This is a genomic window from Pandoraea anhela (assembly GCF_902459655.1).
GTDB classification, from domain to species: Bacteria; Pseudomonadota; Gammaproteobacteria; order Burkholderiales; family Burkholderiaceae; genus Pandoraea; species Pandoraea anhela.
This window is the reverse complement of sequence record NZ_CABPSB010000017.1, coordinates 38,805-59,003: the sequence shown is the minus strand read 5'-3', so window position 1 is coordinate 59,003 and position 20,199 is coordinate 38,805. Positions and strand designations below refer to the sequence as shown.

General features: G+C 64.1%; 19 protein-coding genes and 1 pseudogene. 15 read left to right on the top strand and 5 right to left on the bottom strand.

Annotation, left to right across the window (positions count from 1 at the left end):
• Positions 1 to 23: 23 nt before the first annotated feature.
• Positions 24 to 713 (bottom strand): response regulator, encoded by a 690-nt coding sequence (locus tag PAN31108_RS20170; protein ID WP_044457047.1) that lies wholly within the window; start codon positions 711 to 713, stop codon positions 24 to 26.
• Between the two features lie 202 nt (positions 714 to 915).
• On the opposite strand from PAN31108_RS20170, the gene recA reads away from it, so the two are divergent.
• The 8 genes from recA (at position 916) to PAN31108_RS20130 (ending at position 9,616) form a co-directional block, all read left to right on the top strand.
• Positions 916 to 1,980 carry a recombinase RecA gene (recA, locus tag PAN31108_RS20165; RefSeq protein ID WP_044457046.1) on the top strand — a complete coding sequence of 355 codons (1,065 nt, stop codon included), beginning with the start codon at positions 916 to 918 and terminating at the stop codon, positions 1,978 to 1,980.
• A gap of 158 nt (positions 1,981 to 2,138) precedes the next feature.
• Positions 2,139 to 2,684, top strand: a complete 546-nt coding sequence (gene recX / locus PAN31108_RS20160; RefSeq protein ID WP_150670554.1) for a recombination regulator RecX — start codon at positions 2,139 to 2,141, stop codon at positions 2,682 to 2,684.
• A 309-nt stretch (positions 2,685 to 2,993) separates the two neighbouring features.
• Positions 2,994 to 3,689: a DUF2889 domain-containing protein gene (locus PAN31108_RS20155; protein ID WP_150670553.1), complete on the top strand. Its 696-nt coding sequence runs from the start codon at positions 2,994 to 2,996 to the stop codon at positions 3,687 to 3,689.
• A complete protein-coding gene (gene sucC, locus PAN31108_RS20150; protein ID WP_150670552.1) occupies positions 3,686 to 4,852 on the top strand; it encodes an ADP-forming succinate--CoA ligase subunit beta in 1,167 nt (388 codons plus the stop codon). Before PAN31108_RS20155 ends, sucC begins: the two co-directional genes overlap by 4 nt.
• An 84-nt stretch (positions 4,853 to 4,936) precedes the next feature.
• A complete protein-coding gene (gene sucD, locus PAN31108_RS20145; protein WP_044457042.1) occupies positions 4,937 to 5,818 on the top strand; it encodes a succinate--CoA ligase subunit alpha in 882 nt (293 codons plus the stop codon).
• Positions 5,819 to 5,997: 179 nt separating this feature from the next.
• Positions 5,998 to 6,726: a TerC family protein gene (locus tag PAN31108_RS20140; protein ID WP_150670551.1), complete on the top strand. Its 729-nt coding sequence runs from the start codon at positions 5,998 to 6,000 to the stop codon at positions 6,724 to 6,726.
• A gap of 278 nt (positions 6,727 to 7,004) precedes the next feature.
• Positions 7,005 to 7,526, top strand: coding sequence for a pilin (locus PAN31108_RS20135; protein WP_150670550.1), 522 nt, complete (start codon positions 7,005 to 7,007; stop codon positions 7,524 to 7,526).
• Positions 7,527 to 7,741: 215 nt separating this feature from the next.
• Entirely contained in the window at positions 7,742 to 9,616 is a 1,875-nt protein-coding gene (locus PAN31108_RS20130) for an O-antigen ligase family protein (RefSeq protein WP_174995066.1), read from the top strand.
• 201 nt (positions 9,617 to 9,817) lie between these two features.
• On the opposite strand, the gene thiD is transcribed toward PAN31108_RS20130, so the two are convergent.
• Positions 9,818 to 10,654, bottom strand: a complete 837-nt coding sequence (gene thiD, locus PAN31108_RS20125; protein WP_150670548.1) for a bifunctional hydroxymethylpyrimidine kinase/phosphomethylpyrimidine kinase — start codon at positions 10,652 to 10,654, stop codon at positions 9,818 to 9,820.
• 213 nt (positions 10,655 to 10,867) lie between these two features.
• On the opposite strand from thiD, the gene PAN31108_RS20120 reads away from it, so the two are divergent.
• From PAN31108_RS20120 to PAN31108_RS20090, 7 genes and pseudogenes are all read left to right on the top strand, one after another.
• A complete protein-coding gene (locus PAN31108_RS20120) occupies positions 10,868 to 11,038 on the top strand; it encodes a rubredoxin (RefSeq protein ID WP_006400971.1) in 171 nt (56 codons plus the stop codon).
• 24 nt (positions 11,039 to 11,062) lie between these two features.
• The gene (locus PAN31108_RS20115; RefSeq protein ID WP_150670547.1) at positions 11,063 to 12,517 is read left to right on the top strand and encodes a hypothetical protein; all 1,455 of its coding nucleotides are present in this window, start codon (positions 11,063 to 11,065) and stop codon (positions 12,515 to 12,517) included.
• Positions 12,518 to 12,693: 176 nt separating this feature from the next.
• Positions 12,694 to 13,263, top strand: a complete 570-nt coding sequence (locus tag PAN31108_RS20110) for a YqgE/AlgH family protein (protein ID WP_044457038.1) — start codon at positions 12,694 to 12,696, stop codon at positions 13,261 to 13,263.
• Positions 13,260 to 13,688, top strand: a complete 429-nt coding sequence (ruvX, locus tag PAN31108_RS20105) for a Holliday junction resolvase RuvX (RefSeq protein WP_150670546.1) — start codon at positions 13,260 to 13,262, stop codon at positions 13,686 to 13,688. The genes PAN31108_RS20110 and ruvX overlap by 4 nt, the downstream gene beginning before the upstream one ends.
• 68 nt (positions 13,689 to 13,756) lie before the next feature.
• Positions 13,757 to 14,710 (top strand): annotated as a pseudogene (locus tag PAN31108_RS20100) (aspartate carbamoyltransferase catalytic subunit); the annotation flags it as partial.
• A gap of 7 nt (positions 14,711 to 14,717) precedes the next feature.
• Positions 14,718 to 15,986, top strand: coding sequence for a dihydroorotase (locus PAN31108_RS20095; RefSeq protein WP_150670544.1), 1,269 nt, complete (start codon positions 14,718 to 14,720; stop codon positions 15,984 to 15,986).
• A gap of 12 nt (positions 15,987 to 15,998) precedes the next feature.
• Positions 15,999 to 16,829: a lysophospholipid acyltransferase family protein gene (locus PAN31108_RS20090; protein WP_150670543.1), complete on the top strand. Its 831-nt coding sequence runs from the start codon at positions 15,999 to 16,001 to the stop codon at positions 16,827 to 16,829.
• 30 nt (positions 16,830 to 16,859) lie between these two features.
• Here the strand turns inward: PAN31108_RS20090 and PAN31108_RS20085 are convergent, their stop codons facing one another.
• The 3 genes from PAN31108_RS20085 to PAN31108_RS20075 form a co-directional block, all read right to left on the bottom strand.
• A complete protein-coding gene (locus tag PAN31108_RS20085) occupies positions 16,860 to 17,870 on the bottom strand; it encodes a symmetrical bis(5'-nucleosyl)-tetraphosphatase (protein WP_150670542.1) in 1,011 nt (336 codons plus the stop codon).
• A 93-nt stretch (positions 17,871 to 17,963) separates the two neighbouring features.
• Complete coding sequence (locus PAN31108_RS20080; RefSeq protein ID WP_150670541.1) at positions 17,964 to 19,055, bottom strand: MraY family glycosyltransferase; 1,092 nt, start codon at positions 19,053 to 19,055, stop codon at positions 17,964 to 17,966.
• Complete coding sequence (locus tag PAN31108_RS20075) at positions 19,049 to 20,191, bottom strand: glycosyltransferase family 4 protein (RefSeq protein ID WP_150670540.1); 1,143 nt, start codon at positions 20,189 to 20,191, stop codon at positions 19,049 to 19,051. Before PAN31108_RS20075 ends, PAN31108_RS20080 begins: the two co-directional genes overlap by 7 nt.
• Positions 20,192 to 20,199 lie beyond the last annotated feature (8 nt).

Here is a 20,199-nt window from a genome sequence, read left to right as displayed (position 1 = left end):
CGTGCGCGCCTGACGTGGGAGCCTCAGGCTGCGTTCGCCGGCGTCGCAGCCGGTTTCTCCAGACAATACCCCAGTCCGCGGATCGTTGCGATGCGCACACCGCTCGGCTCGATCTTCTTGCGCAGCCGGTGCATGTATACCTCGATGGCGTTATTGCTGACCTCTTCGCCCCAGCCGCATAGATGGTCGACGAGCTGCTCCTTGGAGACGAGCCGCCCCGTGCGCAGCAGCAACACTTCGAGCAATTCGAGTTCGCGCGCTGACAGGTCGAGCATCTGCTCATGGATATAGGCGGTGCGCCCGACCTGATCGAAGCTGAGCGGGCCGTGGCGGATGACCGTCGAGCCGCCGCCCGCGCCGCGCCGGGTCAGGGCTCGCACGCGCGCCTCGAGTTCGGCGAGCGCGAAGGGCTTGGCCATGTAATCGTCGGCGCCGAGGTCGAGTCCCTTCACGCGGGCGTCGACGCTGTCGGAAGCCGTCAGAATCAGCACGGGCAGATGGGAATTGCGGGCGCGCAACCGGCGTAACACCTCGTGACCGGGCAGGCGGGGCAAACCGAGATCGAGAATCAGCAGATCGAACGTCTGTGCGGAGAGGGCGGAATCCGCTTCGAGCCCCGTCTTGACGTGATCGACGGCGTAGCCCCCCTGACGTAGCGAGCGGGTCAGGGCGTCGGCCAGAATGCTGTCATCCTCTGCGATGAGAATTCGCATGGGCGTGATAGGCTTGTGTAGGCACCGTCGCCTGACGGCAGCGGTGTGTCTCCTGTGATGTTGCGGCGCGTGGTTCGCGGCTTTTTTTGTCGTTTCGGCGCTTTCGGACAACAGGCACTTGCAAAGAGCACTGGTTTTTTATACAGTACCGGCAGTCACGCCTCACTCGAGCCGTCTCGCTCATCATATCAAAGGACGATTCATGGAAGAAAGCAAGAAAGGGTCTGCCAATCTGTCGGCCGAGAAAGGCAAGGCGCTCGCCGCCGCCCTCGCGCAGATCGAGAAGCAATTCGGCAAGGGCTCGATCATGCGTCTGGGCGACGGCGAGGTCGAAGCGGACATCCAGGTCGTCTCCACGGGCTCGCTGGGTCTGGACATTGCGCTCGGCGTCGGCGGCCTGCCGCGGGGTCGTGTGATCGAGATCTACGGCCCGGAATCGTCGGGTAAGACCACGCTCACGCTGCAAGTCGTGGCGGAAATGCAGAAGATCGGCGGTACCTGCGCGTTCATCGACGCGGAACACGCGCTCGACGTCGGTTACGCCAGCAAGCTGGGCGTCTCGGTGCCGGAGCTGCTGATCTCGCAGCCGGACACGGGCGAACAGGCTCTGGAAATCGCCGATGCGCTGGTGCGCTCGGGTTCGATCGACCTGATCATCATCGACTCGGTGGCGGCGCTGGTGCCGAAGGCCGAAATCGAGGGGGAAATGGGCGATTCGCTGCCGGGGCTTCAGGCACGTCTGATGTCGCAGGCGCTGCGTAAGCTGACCGGTACGATCAAGCGGACGAACTGTACGGTGATCTTCATCAACCAGATTCGTATGAAGATCGGTGTGATGTTCGGCAACCCGGAAACCACGACCGGCGGTAACGCGCTGAAGTTCTACTCGTCGGTGCGCCTGGACATCCGTCGTATCGGCTCGATCAAGAAGGGCGACGAGGTGGTCGGTAACGAAACCCGTGTCAAGGTCGTGAAGAACAAGGTGTCGCCGCCGTTCCGCGAAGCGATTTTCGACATCCTCTACGGTCAGGGCATTTCGCGCGAAGGCGAAATCATCGATCTGGGTGTGAATGCGAAGATCGTCGAGAAGGCAGGCGCCTGGTACAGCTACAACGGCGAGAAGATCGGTCAGGGCAAGGACAACGCGCGCGAGTTCCTGCGTGAGAATCCGGACATTGCCCACGAAATCGAGAATAAGGTACGTGCATCGCTGGGGGTGACGGCGATCAACGAAACCGGTGAAATCGAAGAAGACGACGAGGCTTAAGCGCCGAAGTTGTCGGAGCGGCAGCGCGAAGTCAGACGGCTTCGCGCTGCCGTTTTTATTTGGTTGCGCCGCTTTCTTAATTTCCCGTGCCGTGCCTCAAGCTCCGGGTGGGGGTATCTCGCCCGGCAGATTGTGGTTGATGGCGCTACGATGAACGCATGATCAATCGCCGTCCTCCCCGTGATCCGAATGCGCCGCCGCCCCCGCCGGGGGATCCGGACGTCGCCGTCAAACCATCCCGTAAGCCTGCGCTGAGTCTGAAGGGGCGTGCGCTGTCTTATCTTGCGCGTCGCGAGTACAGCCGTGCCGAGTTGCGCCGCAAACTCGCGCCGTATGCCGAGGCCGAGGACCCCGAAGCACTCGATCGCGTGCTCGACAGCCTTGAGCAGGAGCGCTGGCTATCGAACGAGCGGTTCGCCGAGAGTGTGGTGAACCGGCGCGCGTCGCGAATGGGCACGACGCGAATCGTCGGGGAGCTCAAACAGCATCAGGTCGATGCACAGACCGTTGCGGCCATCTCGGAGCAATTGCGCGAGACCGAACTGTCCCGCGCCCGCGCTGTCTGGCAGAAGAAGTTCGGCGAAGTGGCGACGACGCCCGAGGCGCGCGCCAAACAAATGCGCTTTCTCGCGGCACGCGGTTTTTCGCGTACCGTTATCAGCAAAATCGTACGAGGCGCAGACGACTTTTCGGACGATGTTTAAAGCGGGGGGCATCGCATTCGTTATGGATCGGCGCACATTCATCGCCAGACGGCGAATGACGCGCCGCATCGTGTAACTGGCTTCAACGCCGGCGTGACAAAGCCATGAATCTCGCGTGACGCGTCGTTGCTCGGTTATCCCGTTATGGCGCCGCACCATGCACATGGCATGCAGGCGATGTTGATAACCCGACCGATGGGTCGGGTTATTCGGCCTTATGCGGCGGGCTTCTGCTGCGCTGCGGCAGACGGTGCTGTCGCCTATGCTAGAATCAAGGTCTTTCTGCGTTCATGCATTGCACACTTTCGCATGCCGCTCTCCGCGCCTGCCTCTCGTACCTTGCGTCACCGTCGCACGATCGCTGTCGAAGCGTTTTCGCGCGACGATGGCCTATGGGACATCGAAGCCTGTCTGACCGATCATAAGGATCGCGACTTTACGTTGGCGACCGGCCTTCGCAAGGCGGGCACGCCGATTCACGAGCTTTGGCTGCGGTTGACGATCGATGAATCCTTCGAGGTGCATGACGTCGAGGCCGTGTCCGACTGGGTGCCCTATCCGGGTATTTGCGATCAGATCGGCCCGGAATATCGTCAGTTGATCGGTCTCAACTTGCGACGGGGTTTCCGGCGCGGGGTTCGCGAGCGCCTTGGCGGCGCGGCGGGCTGTACCCATCTGACAGAACTTTGCAATGTCCTGCCCACGGCAGCGATTCAGGCCTTTGCCGGGGTGGTGATCCACACGCCCGATACGGCGCTCAAGGCCGCCAACGACGCCAACGACATCAACGATTCGGCGCCTCCTTTCCAACTCGGACATTGTCACGCCCTGCGGTTCGATGGCGAGGCGGTGCGCCGGTTTTACCCGCGCTGGTTCAACGGCCGCGCAAACGATCGAGCGAACGAGCCCACGACGCCCGTCACATCAGAAGCGGTGCGCGATGAGGCCTCGACTCGCAAGCTCGAACCCAAACTTCCAACTCAGCAAGAAGGGAATCACGCATGAAGATTCATGAGTATCAAGGCAAGGAAATCCTCCGGAAATTCGGAGTCGCGGTGCCCCGCGGCATTCCGGCGTTTTCCGTGGACGAGGCCGTGAAGGCAGCCGAAGAACTCGGCGGTCCGGTTTGGGTGGTTAAGGCCCAGATTCACGCAGGCGGTCGCGGTAAGGGCGGCGGCGTGAAGGTTGCCAAGTCGATCGAGCAAGTGCGCGAATACGCCGGCCAGATCCTCGGTATGCAACTGGTCACGCACCAGACCGGTCCGGAAGGTCAGAAGGTCAATCGCCTGCTGATCGAAGAAGGCGCCGACATCCACAACGAACTGTACGTCAGCCTGGTGGTTGACCGCGTCACGCAGAAGATCGTGATGATGGGTTCGAGCGAAGGCGGCATGGACATCGAAGAAGTCGCTGAAAAGCATCCGGAACTGATCCATCACGTCGTGATCGATCCGTCGGTTGGCCTGACCGACGCGCAAGCCGACGACTTCGCGAAGAAGATCAGCGTGCCCGACGCCTCGGTGCCGCAAGCCCGTACGATCCTGCAAGGTCTGTACAAGGCCTTCTGGGAAACGGACGCATCGCTGGCCGAAATCAACCCGCTGAACGTGAGCAAGAACGGCACGGTCACGGCACTGGACGCCAAGTTCAACTTCGATTCGAACGCCCTGTTCCGTCATCCGGAAATCGTCGCTTACCGCGATCTGGACGAAGAAGATCCGGCGGAAGTCGAAGCCTCGAAGTTCGATCTGGCTTACATCTCGCTCGACGGTAACATCGGCTGCCTGGTGAACGGCGCCGGTCTGGCCATGGCCACGATGGACACCATCAAGCTGTTCGGCGGCGAGCCGGCCAACTTCCTGGACGTGGGCGGTGGCGCCACGGCAGAGAAGGTGACCGAAGCGTTCAAGATCATGCTGAAGAACCCGAACCTGACGGCCATTCTGGTCAACATCTTCGGCGGCATCATGCGCTGCGACGTGATCGCCGAAGGCGTGATCACCGCATCGAAGGCCGTGTCGCTGAAGGTGCCGCTCGTCGTGCGCATGAAGGGCACGAACGAAGACCTGGGCAAGAAGATGCTCGCCGAGTCGGGCCTGCCGATCATCTCTGCGGACAGCATGGAAGAAGCTGCCCAGAAGGTTGTCGCGGCCGCCGCAGGCAAGTAACCAGAACAGTCGAAGCCGTCGCGGCGCGCCACTCCGAGAGGAGAAGCGCGCACCGCCAGGCAACAGGACGAAGGAAATCAAGCAATGTCGATTCTGATCAACAAAGACACCAAGGTCATCACCCAGGGTATCACTGGCAAGACCGGCCAGTTCCATACCCGCATGTGCCGCGAATACGCGAACGGCAAGAACGCGTTCGTCGCTGGCGTGAACCCGAAGAAGGCTGGCGAAGACTTCGAAGGCATTCCGATCTACGGTTCGGTGAAGGACGCCAAGGAACAGACCGGCGCGACCGTGTCGGTGATCTACGTGCCGCCCGCAGGCGCGGCTGCCGCCATCTGGGAAGCTGTCGAAGCCGACCTGGATCTGGCGATCTGTATCACGGAAGGTATCCCGGTCCGTGACATGATCGAAGTGAAGGACCGCATGCGTCGCGAAGGTCGCAAGACCCTGCTGCTCGGCCCGAACTGCCCGGGCGTGATCACGCCGGACGAACTGAAGATCGGCATCATGCCGGGTCACATCCACAAGAAGGGTCGCATCGGCGTGGTGTCGCGCTCGGGTACCCTGACGTACGAAGCCGTGGGCCAGCTGACCGCACTGGGTCTGGGCCAGTCGAGCGCCGTCGGTATCGGTGGCGACCCGATCAACGGTCTGAAGCACATCGACGTCATGAAGATGTTTAACGACGATCCGGAAACGGACGCCGTGATCATGATCGGTGAAATCGGTGGTCCGGACGAAGCCGCTGCCGCCGAATGGATCAAGGGCAACATGAAGAAGCCGGTCGTCGGCTTCATCGCAGGCGTGACGGCGCCTCCGGGCAAGCGCATGGGCCACGCCGGCGCGCTGATCTCGGGCGGTGCCGATACGGCCGAAGCCAAGCTGGCCATCATGGATGCCTGCGGCATCAAGGTGACCAAGAACCCGTCGGAAATGGGCCGTCTGCTCAAGTCGGTGCTGTAATTCCCGCCGGACGACCTCGTTACTGCCGTCGGAACCGGCGGCAGCGTAACGGGTCATGAAAGAGGGAGCCCAGGGCATCGGGCTCCCTCTTTTACTATTGTGTTTGCGCAATCCTTTGCTGCAAACGTTTCATCGGTCGCTATCGTCTCGTCTTCATCGTTCCCGAGGATATTCGCGCCATGCTTGCGTTTTTTGCCGAGCTGAACTGGGCCGCTGTGGCACAGATCATCATGATCGACATCCTGCTGGGTGGCGACAACGCCGTGGTGATCGCGCTCGCGTGCCGCAATCTGCCGGCCAAGCAACGCCTGCAAGGGATCGTTTGGGGAACGGCCGGTGCGATTGTATTGCGCGTGATTCTGATCGCGTTCGCCGTGACGCTGCTCGCCGTGCCGTATCTCAAGGCCATTGGCGGGCTGCTGCTGCTCTGGATCGGTATCAAGCTGCTGGTGCCCGACCATGACGCGCATGACAGCGTAAAGCCAGCGGACAAGCTCTGGACGGCGGTCAAGACCATCATCGTTGCCGATCTCGTGATGAGCATCGACAACGTGATCGCGATTGCCGGCGCAGCGGAAGGCGCCGCCGAGCACCATCAATTGCCGCTCGTCATTTTCGGTCTGCTCGTGAGCATTCCGCTGATCGTCTGGGGCTCGCAACTGGTGCTCAAGGCGCTCGACCGGTTTCCGATCATCGTGATGGCCGGGGCCGCGCTGCTCGGCTGGATCGCGGGTGGGCTGATCGTGTCGGATCCGGGGATCGGTCACCTGCTGCATTTGCCGGGCGATGCCGCCCGATACACGCACTACGTGGCGTCCGCGATCGGTGCGGGGCTGGTTCTCGTGATGGGGCTGGTGCTCAGGCGTCGCAGCGAAGCACGTCAGATGCGTGCAACCTCTTCGAAATAATCGAGTCCATTGCCGGGTCCGGACATGAGCGTGCGGCATCGCGGCGCTTTGCCGGGGCGCGTGCACAACGTGACGGATCGCGGCGGCTCGTCAATCCCTTGGTAAAGCCCGCCCATCGACGATTCCTTCGACGTTGGTTCGGATGATTCCGAAGACCCCATGCGGCGCCGGCCGATTTTGATCTGCGGCAGGGCGTTCGCGGGGAGGGCTATGGCATACTCCGCCCACTTCCCCCCGATGTCCCTTTTGTTTTCATTGCTTTTGCAGGGAGTTACACAATGCGTCGTTTCGGCCACCGGACTACCGGTCTCGCCAAATCCCGGGGTTTCACCCTGATCGAGTTGATGATCGTGCTCGCGATCATCGGCGTGCTGGTTACGGCAGGGGTTCCGTATCTTCAGAATTATCTGGTGCGCGCGCGCGTCGTCGAAGGGTTGGGCGCAGCGGCTTCGGCCAAGGCGCTCGTCAGTGAGAACGCCATGCATGGCGCACCGTTCAACAGCGGTTGGCAGGCACCGAGCGCCACCGACAACGTGAGCGGCGTGAGCATCGATTCGGTCAGCGGCAATGTGACGGTGGCTTACACGCAGCGCGCCGGTGACGGTGCGATCGTTCTGGTGCCCACGAGCACCGGCGTGACCGGCAAGCCGGAAACGCTGACCGTCGGCAAAGCGCCCGAGGGCCAGATCGTCTGGACGTGCTATGCCCAAGGTCGCGAAGGCGCGCCGAACGGCGCCACGCTGCCGGGCAAGCTGGCGCCGCCGGAGTGCCGTGGCGAAGCGGCGGCCAAGGGCGCCTGAGTCCGATTGGCGGCTGGCCGGATGACGTGACGTTGCATCACGCGATACCACGCCCGGCGCCGCCGCCATTGCTGTGAGTGACGATCAGGGCGATCGTGACTGTCGCGACTGTCACGACGATGGCGGCTTCGGCGGGACGCACGGCGACCTCGAACGAAGCCGCACCCCTCGAACTCCTCGAACCACCCGAGCCACTTGAACCACGCGCGTCAGGCATGAAATGGCTGCCCCCGGGCGGCCGTTTTTCGTTATGCTTGCGCATCTTCCAACCGGTGCATTGCACGGCGGCGACCTTGTTTCCTCCTCTGCTTCTCTCGATGATCGGGCTCACGCTGGCCCTGATCTGGGCCCTGCCCTACAACCTCGTCAAGCACACGTATCCGATCTCCACGTTCTACTCGGAAGCGCTGGCGTTTTCGCTCTTTGCGCTGCTCGGCGCGCTCTCGATGGTGGCCGTGTGGCAACGTGACGCACGGGTGCTGCGCATGCCGCGCGTGACGTGGATGCCGCTGGCGTTCGTGGCGGTGATCCTCGTACAGCGCGCCGCGATGCCGACCGAGTTGCCGCAGTTGATGATGACGGCACTGCTTTATGGCGTGGCGATGATCGTCGCCGTCAACGCGGGATATTGGCTGGCGCAGTTGGGGTGGCGTGGTGTGCTCATGCGCTGGAGTGCGGTCGCGCTGACGCTGGGCGGTCTGTACGCCGTGGGCGCGCAGATCGTGCAGGCGTTTCATCTTGAGGCGCATGTGCCCTGGCTGGTGGCCAAGTACACGGTGACGGCGGCGAGGCGTCTGTTCGGCAACATGTATCAGCCGAATCATCTGGCAACGTATCTGTCGCTGGCGAGCGCGGGCGCGTTCTATCTCTGGTATCAGCGCAAGTTGCCGGCCTGGGCGCTGCTGGTCGCGTGTGCGGCATTCGATATCGGCATCTGCCTGACGGGCTCGCGCACGCCCTGGTTGCAACTGGCCTTGCTTGCGGCGTTCGGGTTGTGGCTCGTGTGGATGGAGCGCAGTGAAGAGACGCGCAACATGCGTCGCTCGATGCGCTGGTTTGCGCCGGTTGCGATCTTGCCGCTGCTCGCTCTGATCACGATGTTCGTCGGGTGGGCGAACGTGGCGTGGGGGCTGCAACTCGATGGCAGCGCCGTCGCGCGCATGCAGCAGGCGGGGCAGGTGACGGGGCGTCTGAACCTGTGGGAGTACGGGCTGGCCATTTTCCGCGAGCACTGGCTCTCCGGTGCGGGATGGTCGAACTACATCGATGCGCAGTTCGCGCTCGTCGATAAGCTCGGTCCCGTTGAAATGGCGGACAACGCGCATAACGTGCTGCTGGATCTGCTGGCGAAGACGGGGATCGTGGGCACACTGGTCGTGTTGCTGCCGCTGGCGTTCTGGTTCGTGCGTGCGGTGCGCGGCATCAAGACGGCGCCGATTGCGCTCGCTTTCGTAATGCTCGGCATGCTCGCGATTCACGCGCTGCTGGAGTACCCGCAACATTACGCATTCTTCCTGCTGCCGGCGTTGTTCCTGCTCGGCTTCTGCGAGACGAAGCCGATTGAGAGTGTGTCGCCGACGGCGACCGGCGCCATCAACGGTGTGATCGTGTTGTTCGCGTGCGTGGCGATTCCGTGGCTGTATGGCGACTATCAGCGCGTGGAGGTTGCGTATCGTGCTGGCAAGATCGAGACCTATCGCACCGATCCGGCGTTGTTCTTCGCACCCTACGGCGATTATGCGGTGACGGGGGCGCTGTACCTGAATCGGGATCAACTCGACGAGAAGCTCGCCGCACATCGTGAGGCGCTGGCGCTGGGCGCCGGGCCGACGATGATCAAGCGTTATGTCGTGCTACTGGCGCTGGCGGGACGCGACGACGAAGCATTGCTCGACATCCAGCGGTTGAAAAACTACAACTCGCGCATCTTCGAAGGGCAGTACGCCGCACTCGTGCGCATGTTGCGCGCGCAGGGGGACGACCTGAAGCCGTTCGTCAAGCGCGTTATCGATACCTATGGACGACCGACCGGCGAATCCGACACCGACGCCATGATGTCGCCGGGGGACGGTGCGCGTCGTCTGTCGTAGCCGTCGCTCATCTCTCGTCTCTCGTCGCTCACGCTTCGTCACCCATCTCGAATGCCGGCGCACGAGACCGGCAGATGACAAAACGCCCGTGCGTCGGAAGGGACGCCCAAACGTTGGATGGAAGTTCAACGCTTTGGGACGCTTCGGACTCGCGGGCGTTTTTGATTGCCATGTCGGTCGTCGTCGCGACGACCTGATGCATCAGGCCTCGGGCGTGTTGCCGTCCTGCTCGGTTTCCTCGGTGCGAGCCCAAAAGAAACGATCCGGAAAGTGGCGTCCCATGCCGGGGCGGAACGCATTCTCCAGCACTTGCTGAAGATACTCCTGCGCCTCGCGTACGGCTTCCGGAACGGCCAGGCCGTTGGCGAGCATGGCCGTGACCGCAGCGGCGAGCGTGTCCATGGCGCCGGCCACGTTGTGCGGCGGACGATCCCACGCGTCTTCACGGACCACGCCGCCGTCGCTGTACAGCGTATGCGTGAACTGCGGCGCATTGCCGTCGCTCACCAGCACGAACTCGCAGCCGTTCTCCAGCAGGATCGTGACGGCCTCGTCGAGCGAGAGGTTTTCGTTCTCCGTAATCGTCTGTGCGAGGGCGATGGCGCTGGCCGGGCTCACGACGAGTACGCTCGCCTGCGGCACGAGCAGACTGGCCGTGGCTTCGCGCAATTCGTCCGCCGAGAGCAGATGGTCGCCGGCCAACCCGAAGTCGGGGGAGACGACGAGGGGCGTCTCGTCGTAGTCGGCCACGATTTCGGCGATGGCGGCAACGTTCTCGGCATTCACCGCGCTGCCCACCTTGAAGGCGGCCACCGGCATGTCTTCAAGCAGCATGCGTGCCTGATCGGCGATCCAGTCGGGATCGATGGGCTGCACGTCGTCGCACGCGCGCGAGTCTTGCGAGGAGTAGCCGGTGAGTACCGATACGCCATAGCCGCCCATGCTCGCGAAAGTGAGCAGGTCGGCCTGCACGCCGGTTGCCGAAGTGGGGTCGGAAAGCCCGAAGGTCAGGAGAATGGGTGGGGATTCTGTTTGCATGGAAGCAGGATAGACGGCGATCTGGTCAGGCCTTGGGTTCGTTGGTACCATCACGCCTTAAATGCCCGTTTCGGAGCGCTTGAAAGCGCCGTGGGCAGCGCCCGCCGGGCAATGCACCGGCAGGGTTCCCACAAGACCGTCCGGCATGTCTGCCGACGGGACCCGAAGCGGTTGACAAGCCATTGTAACGGAACGCTCGTCGCTGAAGAAAGCATGGAATACAAGAGCTGGATGTGCCTCATTTGCGGTTGGATCTACGACGAAGAGGCAGGATTGCCCGACGAGGGCATTGCGCCCGGCACGCGCTGGGAAGACGTGCCCATCAATTGGACCTGTCCGGAGTGCGGGGCCCGCAAGGAAGACTTCGAGATGGTGCAGATCTGAGGCCGAACGGCCAGGAGACGGCCTATGGTGATGTCTGAATCGTCCGGTGCCGCGTCCCGCGCGGCCGGTACGTCTCAATCGTCTCCCGATTCCCCTGATAACGTCACGGCAAACGTCGCGCGCGAGATGCGCGAGGCGCCGTTGTGGCGTCTGCCGGAGGTCGCCGAAGCGCTGACCGAGGCGTCCGACGCGTGGTCCAATGGCCCGGCGGCGGCGCTCGGTCCGTTGCGCCGCGCCAATCGTCTGCTGCAAACGAGCGGTCACGTCGACTGGGCGCTGCAAGGCGAGCGTCTCGTGCAGGCGATCGCCGAGGCGGCCTACGGTGAGCCGGGCGGTCAGGACGCCCAGCGCAACGCCCTGCGCCAGTTCGAACGCGATATCTGGCAGGCGGGCGTCGTGCAGACGGTGCAGACGGTGCCGTCTGCGGCATCCGCATCGTCAGCCGAACCCTCGCTCTCGCAAGGCACGGCCGGCGGCAACTGGTCCGGTGCGCCGACACCGGGCGAGCTGCGGATGGCCGGATGGGCGATTGCCCGCCCGCGTCTGCACGGCCTGCCGGCGGGCACCGCCCCGCTGCGCGCCGATGTCGAGCGCGTGCTGCTGCGCTTGTTGCGCCCTGATGCCGACGCGACCGACACCACGGCCGCGTTGGGCCAATTGGCCGATCTTGCCGCCGATCTGCATCGCGCCGGTGCGACCGCGCCGCTCGATTACTGGCGTCTCGCTGCGGCGTGGCTGCGCTTCGCCCGGGCGCCGCTGAGTCTTGCCGACAAGCGCCAGATCGGGCGGATGAACATGGCGCTGCGCAAGCAACTCGCCCGGCCGGGCGGTCCCGACGAGATTGGGACGACATCCCTATCCGCTACGTCGTCGGCGGGGGCCGCCAAAGCGTCTGCCGACGCCATTCCCGGTCACGATCTGCTCGAAGCGCTCGCCACATGGCATGCGCAAGCGCCCGATAGCTGGCTGGGGACGCTGTTGGCCGATTTTGGCGTCTTACGCCGCCCCGGCCACCTGCCCGAACCGTTGGCGGACGCCGCGCAAGCCGGTGAGAAGCAAGGCGCGGGCACCAGTTCGCGCGATTGGCTGCGTATCGGCCCGTTGGCGGTCAGACAGGACGTTTGCCAGACATTCCTGAGCCTTGCGGATGAGGCGCTTCCGAATTTGAACGATCCGGCCGTGGCGGCGCAGGTGGCGCAATACGCAGCGGCCATCGGGTTGGCCCCGGTCGCGCGGCTGGCTGCCGCCGTCGCCGCGACGGGCGAGCGTCTGGCGGCGTCGCCACCGGCCGAGCCGCGCGGTCCGGCCGCCTTGGCCATGACGGTCAAGACATTGCGGGGCATGCTCCATCAGTTCGCGGCAGATACCTATCCCGAGCCGCGTCCCGACCTGATCGCGGAGATGGCCTTGTGGCGCGAGCGGGCGTTGGACGCCAGCGTGTTCGGGCAGCGGCTAGTCACCGGGCGCGACGTTCCGTGATACAGTCGGCCCAAAGGCTGCCCCTGGTGGCCGATGGCCGTATCACGATGCGGAAAAAGTTCGTCCGCCGACCGGCCGCCGGCAGGTGACGCGAAGCCCGCTCAGGGCGTCGGCGCCTCGCTGCGGCGTGAGGTCGCGCGGCAGACCGTCAAACAGGTTCCGTTAAACTTGGCCCTATGCCGAACGACCGTATCAACCTTACGAATCAATTCCTCATCGCCATGCCCGGCATGGCCGATCCCACCTTTTCCGGCACCGTCGTCTATCTGTGCGAGCACAGCGAAAAAGGCGCGATCGGGCTGGTGATCAATCGTCCTACCGACATCGATCTCGCGTCGCTCTTCGAGCGGCTCGATCTCAAGCTCGAAATCGATCCGCTCGCCCATCAGCCGGTCTTCTTCGGTGGGCCGGTGCAGACCGAGCGCGGCTTCGTGCTGCATGAGGCGACGGGCACGTCGTACAGCTCGTCGCTGTCGGTGCCAGGCGGGCTCGAGATGACGACGTCCAAAGACGTGCTCGAAGCCGTCGCCAACGGGCAGGGGCCGAATCGCTTCCTACTCACGCTGGGGCACTCGGGCTGGAGCGCCGGGCAACTGGAGGACGAGATCAGCCGTAACGGCTGGCTGACCGTCGCGGCGGATCCCGGCATCGTGTTCGATGTGCCGCCCGCCGAACGCTTCGATGCTGCCCTGGCGCTGCTCGGGGTCACATCGTCGATGCTCTCTGCCGACGCAGGTCACGCATGACGGCTGGTAGTCGCACGGTGCTCGCTTTCGATTACGGCGAGCGCCGCATCGGCGTCGCGATGGGCAATCTGATGCTGCGCGAAGCCCGCGCCCTTACCGTCGTCGCCAATCTCAATCGTGAAGTTCGTTTCGCCGAAACGGGCAAGCTCATTGCCGAATGGCAACCGGAGCTGATCGTCGTCGGCCTGCCGTGTCACCCCGACGGCACGCCGCATGAAATGACCCAGCAGGCCAAACGCTTCGGCAATCAACTCAACGGGCGGTTCGGCGTGCCCGTCGTCTGGGTCGACGAGCGTTATTCGTCGGTGGCCGCCGCGGCGGCGCTGGCCGAGGCGGGCGTCAAGGTCTCGCAAAAAACATCGCTCGACGCCGAGGCCGCCCGCATCATCCTTCAGCAGTACTTCGACGAGCATGTGCCTGCCTGACCTTCCCCCGTCCCTCGTGACATCGCTCGCCGCGGAGCCGCAGCATGGCTAACGGCATCCTCGGGCGGCGCGGTCATCCGCAACTCAACCGTCACGGCGAGCTGAAGCATTTGCTGACGGTAGAGGGGTTGCCGCGCGCCGTGCTCATGCACATTCTCGACACCGCCACGCAGTTCGTCAGCGTGAACGATGCCGATGTCAAGAAGGTGCCGCTGCTCAGCGGCAAGTCGGTTTTCAATCTGTTTTTCGAAAACTCGACGCGCACGCGAACGACGTTCGAGATCGCCGCGGCACGCCTGTCGGCGGATGTGCTCAATCTGAATATCAATGCGTCGTCGACGAGCAAGGGCGAGACGTTGCTCGACACCATCGGCAATCTGTCGGCGATGCATGCGGATCTGTTCGTCGTGCGTCACGCGCAGTCGGGCGCGCCCTATCTGATCGCCGAGCATTGCGCGCCGCATGTGCACGTCATCAATGCCGGCGACGGACGTCACGCGCATCCCACGCAAGGGCTGCTCGATATGTACACGATTCGCCATCACAAGGGCGAATTCCAGAATCTCACGGTGGCGATCGTCGGGGACATTCTGCACTCGCGCGTGGCGCGCTCCGATATCCATGCGCTGACGACGCTCGGCGTGCCCGAAGTGCGCGCCATCGGTCCGCGCACGCTCCTGCCCGCCGGGCTCGAACAACTCGGCGTGCGCGTGTTCCACGACATGGACGAAGGACTTCGCGACGTTGACGTGATCATCATGCTGCGCTTGCAGAACGAGCGGATGAACGGCGCGCTGCTGCCCTCGGCAAGCGAGTATTTCCAGTATTACGGCCTGACGCCGGCGCGTCTCGCGCTGGCGAAACCCGACGCCATCGTCATGCACCCCGGCCCGATGAACCGGGGCGTGGAGATCGACTCGTGCGTCGCGGACGGCCCGCAGTCGGTCATTCTCGAACAAGTCTCGTTCGGCATTGCCGTGCGCATGGCGGTGATGAGCATCGTCGCCGCGAACAACGGGTAAGCGCGCCATGAAACTGCATCTGAAGGGTGGCCGCGTCGTCGATCCCGCCACACGTACCGATTGTGTGCAAGACGTCTACATTGCCGACGGCAACATCGTTGCGCTGGACATGTCGCCTGCCGACTTCACTGCCGAGCGCACCGTGGACGCCACGGGCATGCTGATCGCTCCGGGACTGGTCGATCTGTCGGCGCGCCGTGTGACGGCGGCGACGGAAGGGGCGGCGGCGCTCGCCGGTGGCGTCACGCGCGTCGTCTGCCCGCCCGACACCGATCCGGTGCTCGACGAACCCGACCTCGTGGAGATGCTGCAATTGCGCGCCCGCGCGACGCATTCTGCGCAGCTCCATCCGCTCGGGGCGCTGACGGTCGGGCTGGCAGGACGCGAACTCACCGAAATGGCGCAATTGACGCGGGCGGGTTGCATCGGTTTGTCGCAGGCGAACGCCGCGATGGCGGATCACCGGACGCTGCTGCGCGCGCTGCAATACGCCGGTACCTTCGGACTGACGGTATGGCTGCGCGCGCAGGACGCGTCGCTGGCGGCGGGCGGTGTGGCGGCAAGCGGAGCGGTCGCGTCGCGTCTCGGACTGGCGGGCATTCCGGTGGTCGCCGAGACCATCGCCCTGCATACGATTCTCGAGCTGGTGCGGGTCACGGGTACACGCGTGCACCTTTGCCGCCTGTCGTCCGCCGCCGGACTGGCGCTGGTGCGCGCGGCGAAAGCCGAAGGACTGCCGGTGACATGCGACGTTGCCGCGCATCACCTCCACCTCACGGACATGGACATCGGGTACTTCGATGCCCAGTACCGGCTCGACCCGCCGCTGCGGACTCAACGCGACCGTGAGGCCGTGCGCGACGCTGCGCGCGACGGTACGATTGATGCTATCTGTTCGGATCACACGCCGCTTGCTGCCGACGCTCGTCTCGTGCCCTTCGCGGAAGCGACGCCGGGCGCCACGGGGCTCGAATTGCTGCTGTCGCTGGTGTTGAAGTGGGCCGAAGCGGCGCGTGTGCCGCTTGTCGACGCGCTCGCCCGCGTCACGCACGGGCCGGGACAACGCCTGACGGCGGTTGCCCCGGGGGCGGGTCGCCTGTCGGTCGGCCAGCCCGCAGACGTTTGTGTCTTTGCGCCGTCGACACACTGGACCGTGTCCGCGCCGCATCTGCGCAGTGCAGGTCACAACACCCCGTTTCTGGGATATGAATTACCGGGCCAGGTACGGCTCACGCTGGTCGGTGGCCGCGTGGCGTACGAAGCGCTCGCCGTCTAGGATGCGATTGCCGTGCTGTTGATCAAAAAACTTCGTCTGGGCCTGCACCTTGCGCGCGGCATGCTGACCGCAGCGACCTTGTTCCCGTTTCTGTCGCAAGCACAGAAGGACCGTCGCATTCGCGCGTGGTCGCAAAAGCTGTTGAAATTGTGCGGCATGCGTCTCGAAGTCGAGCAACACGCGCCGGTGCCTGAAGGCGGCGTGATGCTGTTGTGCAATCACGTGTCGTGGATCGACATCTTCGCGCTCAACGCGTGGCAGCCGGTGCGTTTCGTCGCCAAGGCGGAGATTCGCCATTGGCCGCTCGTCGGCTGGCTGTGCGTGCAGACGCGCACCATCTTCCTGCAACGCGAGCGTCGTGCAGACGCGCGCCGCATCATGCATTACCTGTCCGATTGCCTGCGAGACGGCGACATCATCACGGTCTTCCCGGAAGGCACCACAACGGACGGACGCAGTCTGCTGCCGTTCCATGCCAATCTGCTGCAAGCACCGGTGTCGACGGGCAAGCCGGTGCAGCCGATGTGCCTGTTCTACACCGATGCTGCGAGCGGACGCCACACGATGGCGCCGGCTTATATCGGCGAGACGAGTCTGATCGAATCCATCGACATGATTCTGAGGGCGCCCCCGATGACGGTGCGTCTGTCGATCGGTGCGCCGCAGTATCCGCAGCCGGGGCAGCATCGTCGCGAATTCACCCTCGGGGCACAGCAGGCCGTCGGGGCCGCGTTGCAGTGCTTCCTGCCCGAAGCGGTGTTGCCGGCGAATGGTGCAGTCGGATCGCAACCGCTGACATTGGGTGACGAAGAGGACGATGCCGCACAGGCGGTACAGGTCTGAAACCCCGCGACGCGCGAACCGGTCCGGCGATCACTCGCCTTTGCGCTTCGCTCCCCTGTCCGACTTGTCCGACTTGTCTGCCTTCGCCGCTTTCTCCAGCTTCTCCAGCTTGCGCGCTGCTTTGCCGAACTTGTCGAGCTTCTCGGCTTTGGCGGCTTTGAGCGCGTCTTCGGCCTTGTCCGCCGTTTTCATCTTGCTGCGCTTCTTGTCGCCCGACGCGAGTGGGTCGCGAATCTGCGGGCAGTCGATCTGAATCAGTTGGCGACCCGCCGGCGACGCGGCGAGCTTCACGGCCGTGAGCTTGCCGCCCCACACGCAGCCCGTGTCGAGTCCGAGCACCTTGTCGCGCATCACGAGCCCGAGCGCCGACCAGTGACCGAAGACCATCGTGACATCTGCGGTGCGTCGGCCCGGCACGTCGAACCATGGCTTCAGGGCGTCGGTGGCGGCGTCGGCGCCTTCCTTGATCTTGAAGTCGATGCGTCCGTCCGCGCTGCAAAAACGCATGCGGGTGAGGGCGTTGATCGTGAGACGACGACGGTCCTCGTCGCTCAGTCCTTCGTGCCATTGATCGGGTTGATTGCCGAACATGCGCGAGAGGAACGCTTTCCAGTCCGGGCTGCGCAACTGCGTCTCGACATCGCGGGCGAGCGCGACGACCTGTTCGGCATCCCATTGCGGCAGTACACCGGCGTGCACCATCAGATGCCCGTGCGCGAAGTGCGCCAACGGCTGACGGCGCACCCAGTCGATGAGGGCATCGCGGTCGGGGGCGTTGAGAATGTCGTCGAGCGTATCGCTGCCGTGCGCCTGACGCACGCCGGCGGCGACCGCCAGCAGATGCAAATCGTGATTGCCGAGCACGGCGGTGACACGCTCGCCCAGCGCCATGACCTGGCGCAGCGTATCGAGCGAGCGCGGCCCGCGATTGATGAGATCGCCGGCGAGCCAGAGATCGGCGTCTTGCGGCAGGCGCGCGAGCAGTTGTTCGAACGACGTTTGGCAACCTTGCAGGTCGCCGATGGCATAGATGTCACGCATCGCGTTGGTGGCGCTGTCTTGTCTTGTTGTCCCGATCCGGGGGATTGCGTGTGCCGCAGCCGCGCACTTTCGGTGCGCCGCCCCCGTGGTCGTTCATTTCTTGTAGATCAGCCAGCGCGGTGCTTTGAAGCGGACGATGCTCAGGTACAGCCACACATACGTCACCATGAAGGCGACGCAGCACAGTGCCAGCACCACGCTATGCCGCCAGAAGACCGTCGCGGGGATCACTGCCAGCAAGCATAGCAGCCAAAGGTAGGGGGAGGTCAAAGAATTGCGTTGCGTGAGCGCACTGGCCGTGCGTGCGCCCGCGGCCCAGCGCATCAGTCGTTTATACACGAGCATGTGCAGATGCACGCCGTCGGGAATGCCCGGCGAGATGCCGCGCACGAAGCGCTTGCGATAGATCGAGAAGCAGACTTCGAACGCGGGATAAATCACCATCAGCGCGGGATACCACGGCGACACCTGCGGGTTGCGCATCACGAGCAGCACGGCGATTTCGGCGAGCATGAAACCCAGGAAATACGCGCCGCCGTCACCCAGGAAGATTAGCCCGCCGGGGAAGTTGAAGATGAAGAAGCCCAGGATGGCGCCGACCATGATCATCGACGTGGTGAGTACGATCGGGTCCTGCACCTGAAACCCGACGTAGCCCAGCGAGGCGAACATGATCATCGCGACCATGGCGGCAAGACCGTTGAAGCCGTCGATGATGTTCACGGCGTTGGCCATGCCGGCCACGCACAGTACCGTGAGCGGCACCGATACCGCCGCGATGGCCAGTGCCCGGTCGGCCACGCCGATGTCGACGCGGGTGATGTGGATATCGAGCACCAGCCAGGCCAGCAGCGCGGCGAACATCGTGCAGATCAGCCGTGCGGTGGGCGACACCTTCTTGGTCAGGTCTTCGATGAAGCCGGACAGAAATGCAGGCAGGCCGCACGCGACCAGCAACAGAATGTCGCGCGAGACGATCGGGTACGAAAGACTGAGCGCCGTCCCCGCGACGAGCAGCCCGGCGAGAATGCCCACGCCGCCGATACGCGGCACCGGGCGCACGTGAAACTTCTGCACGCCGGCAACATCGCTATCGCCGGAGAAACGAGAATGAACGTGCGCGTAACGGACGATCAGCAGCGTCGCGACAAACGACACCACGAGGGCGATGACAAGGCTCAGCATGATGCGGGAAGGGATCCGAGAATCCGAAAATACTCTGCAATGACGACGTGTTCGTCGAATTCGCGCGCTACTTTAGCACGCCCGGCATCGCCCATCTGCGCAAGCGCCGTGGCCGGTGTGACCGCTACGGTGCGCAGGCGGGCGGTCAGCGCAGCGGCGTCGCGCGCCGCAACGAGGTAGCCGGTGACACCGTCGTCGATGACATCGCGGCACCCCGGTACGTCCGTGGCGATCAGGGGGCGGCCCATGGCGGCGGCTTCGAGCAATGTGCGCGACAGACCTTCGCGGTAGGAAGGCAGCACTACGCAATGCGCGTTTGCAATGAAGGGGCGCACATCGTGGGTCGTGCCGAGATATTCGACGACGCCCTCGCGTTGCCATGCCTCGACTTCCGCCCGCGTGATCGCCGTCGGGTTTTCGACGTCTGCCGCTCCGAGGATCTGGAAGACGACGTGCGGCATCTCGGCGCGCAACGCGCGTGCCGCCTCCACATACTCGAGCACGCCTTTGTCGCGCAGCAGGCGCGCGATCAGAAGATATCGCATGGGCGACGGCGGCGCGTCGGGCGGGGTGGCCGACGGTGGCCACGGCGCTCGCGCGAAATGCGTGAGATCGACGCCTTCGCCGGGCAGCAGACGTGTCTTGGCGAGCGCCACGAGTCCGCCATCGACGAACGCGCGATGATCCTCGACGTTCAGGAACCAGTTCTCGAGCGTGTGCCGGAACGCCACGCGATATAGCCGGCGAGCCAGACGCGTGGTGATCGATTCGCGGATGAAGACGTAGCCGAGGCCGGTCGTCATCGACACGGCGGGAATACGGGCGAAACGGGCGGCGATAGCGCCGTAGATGTTCGGCTTGATGGTGTAGTGGAAGACGACGGCCGGCCGGATTTGCCGATAGAGCCGGTACAACCGCCACATCAGCCCGAGATCCTGAAGGGGGTTCTGTCCCTTCGCCGCCATCGGCACCCGATGCACGACGCATCCCATCTGCGCGAGTCTGGCGGCGAATTCGTCGTCCGGTGCGGCGACATGGACCGGGTGTCCTGCCGCGAGCAGGGCCGCAATCGGCCCCCGCCGGAAGTTGTAGATCGACCAGAACGTGTTGGAGCAGAGCAGGACCGGAGATGACATTGACGATG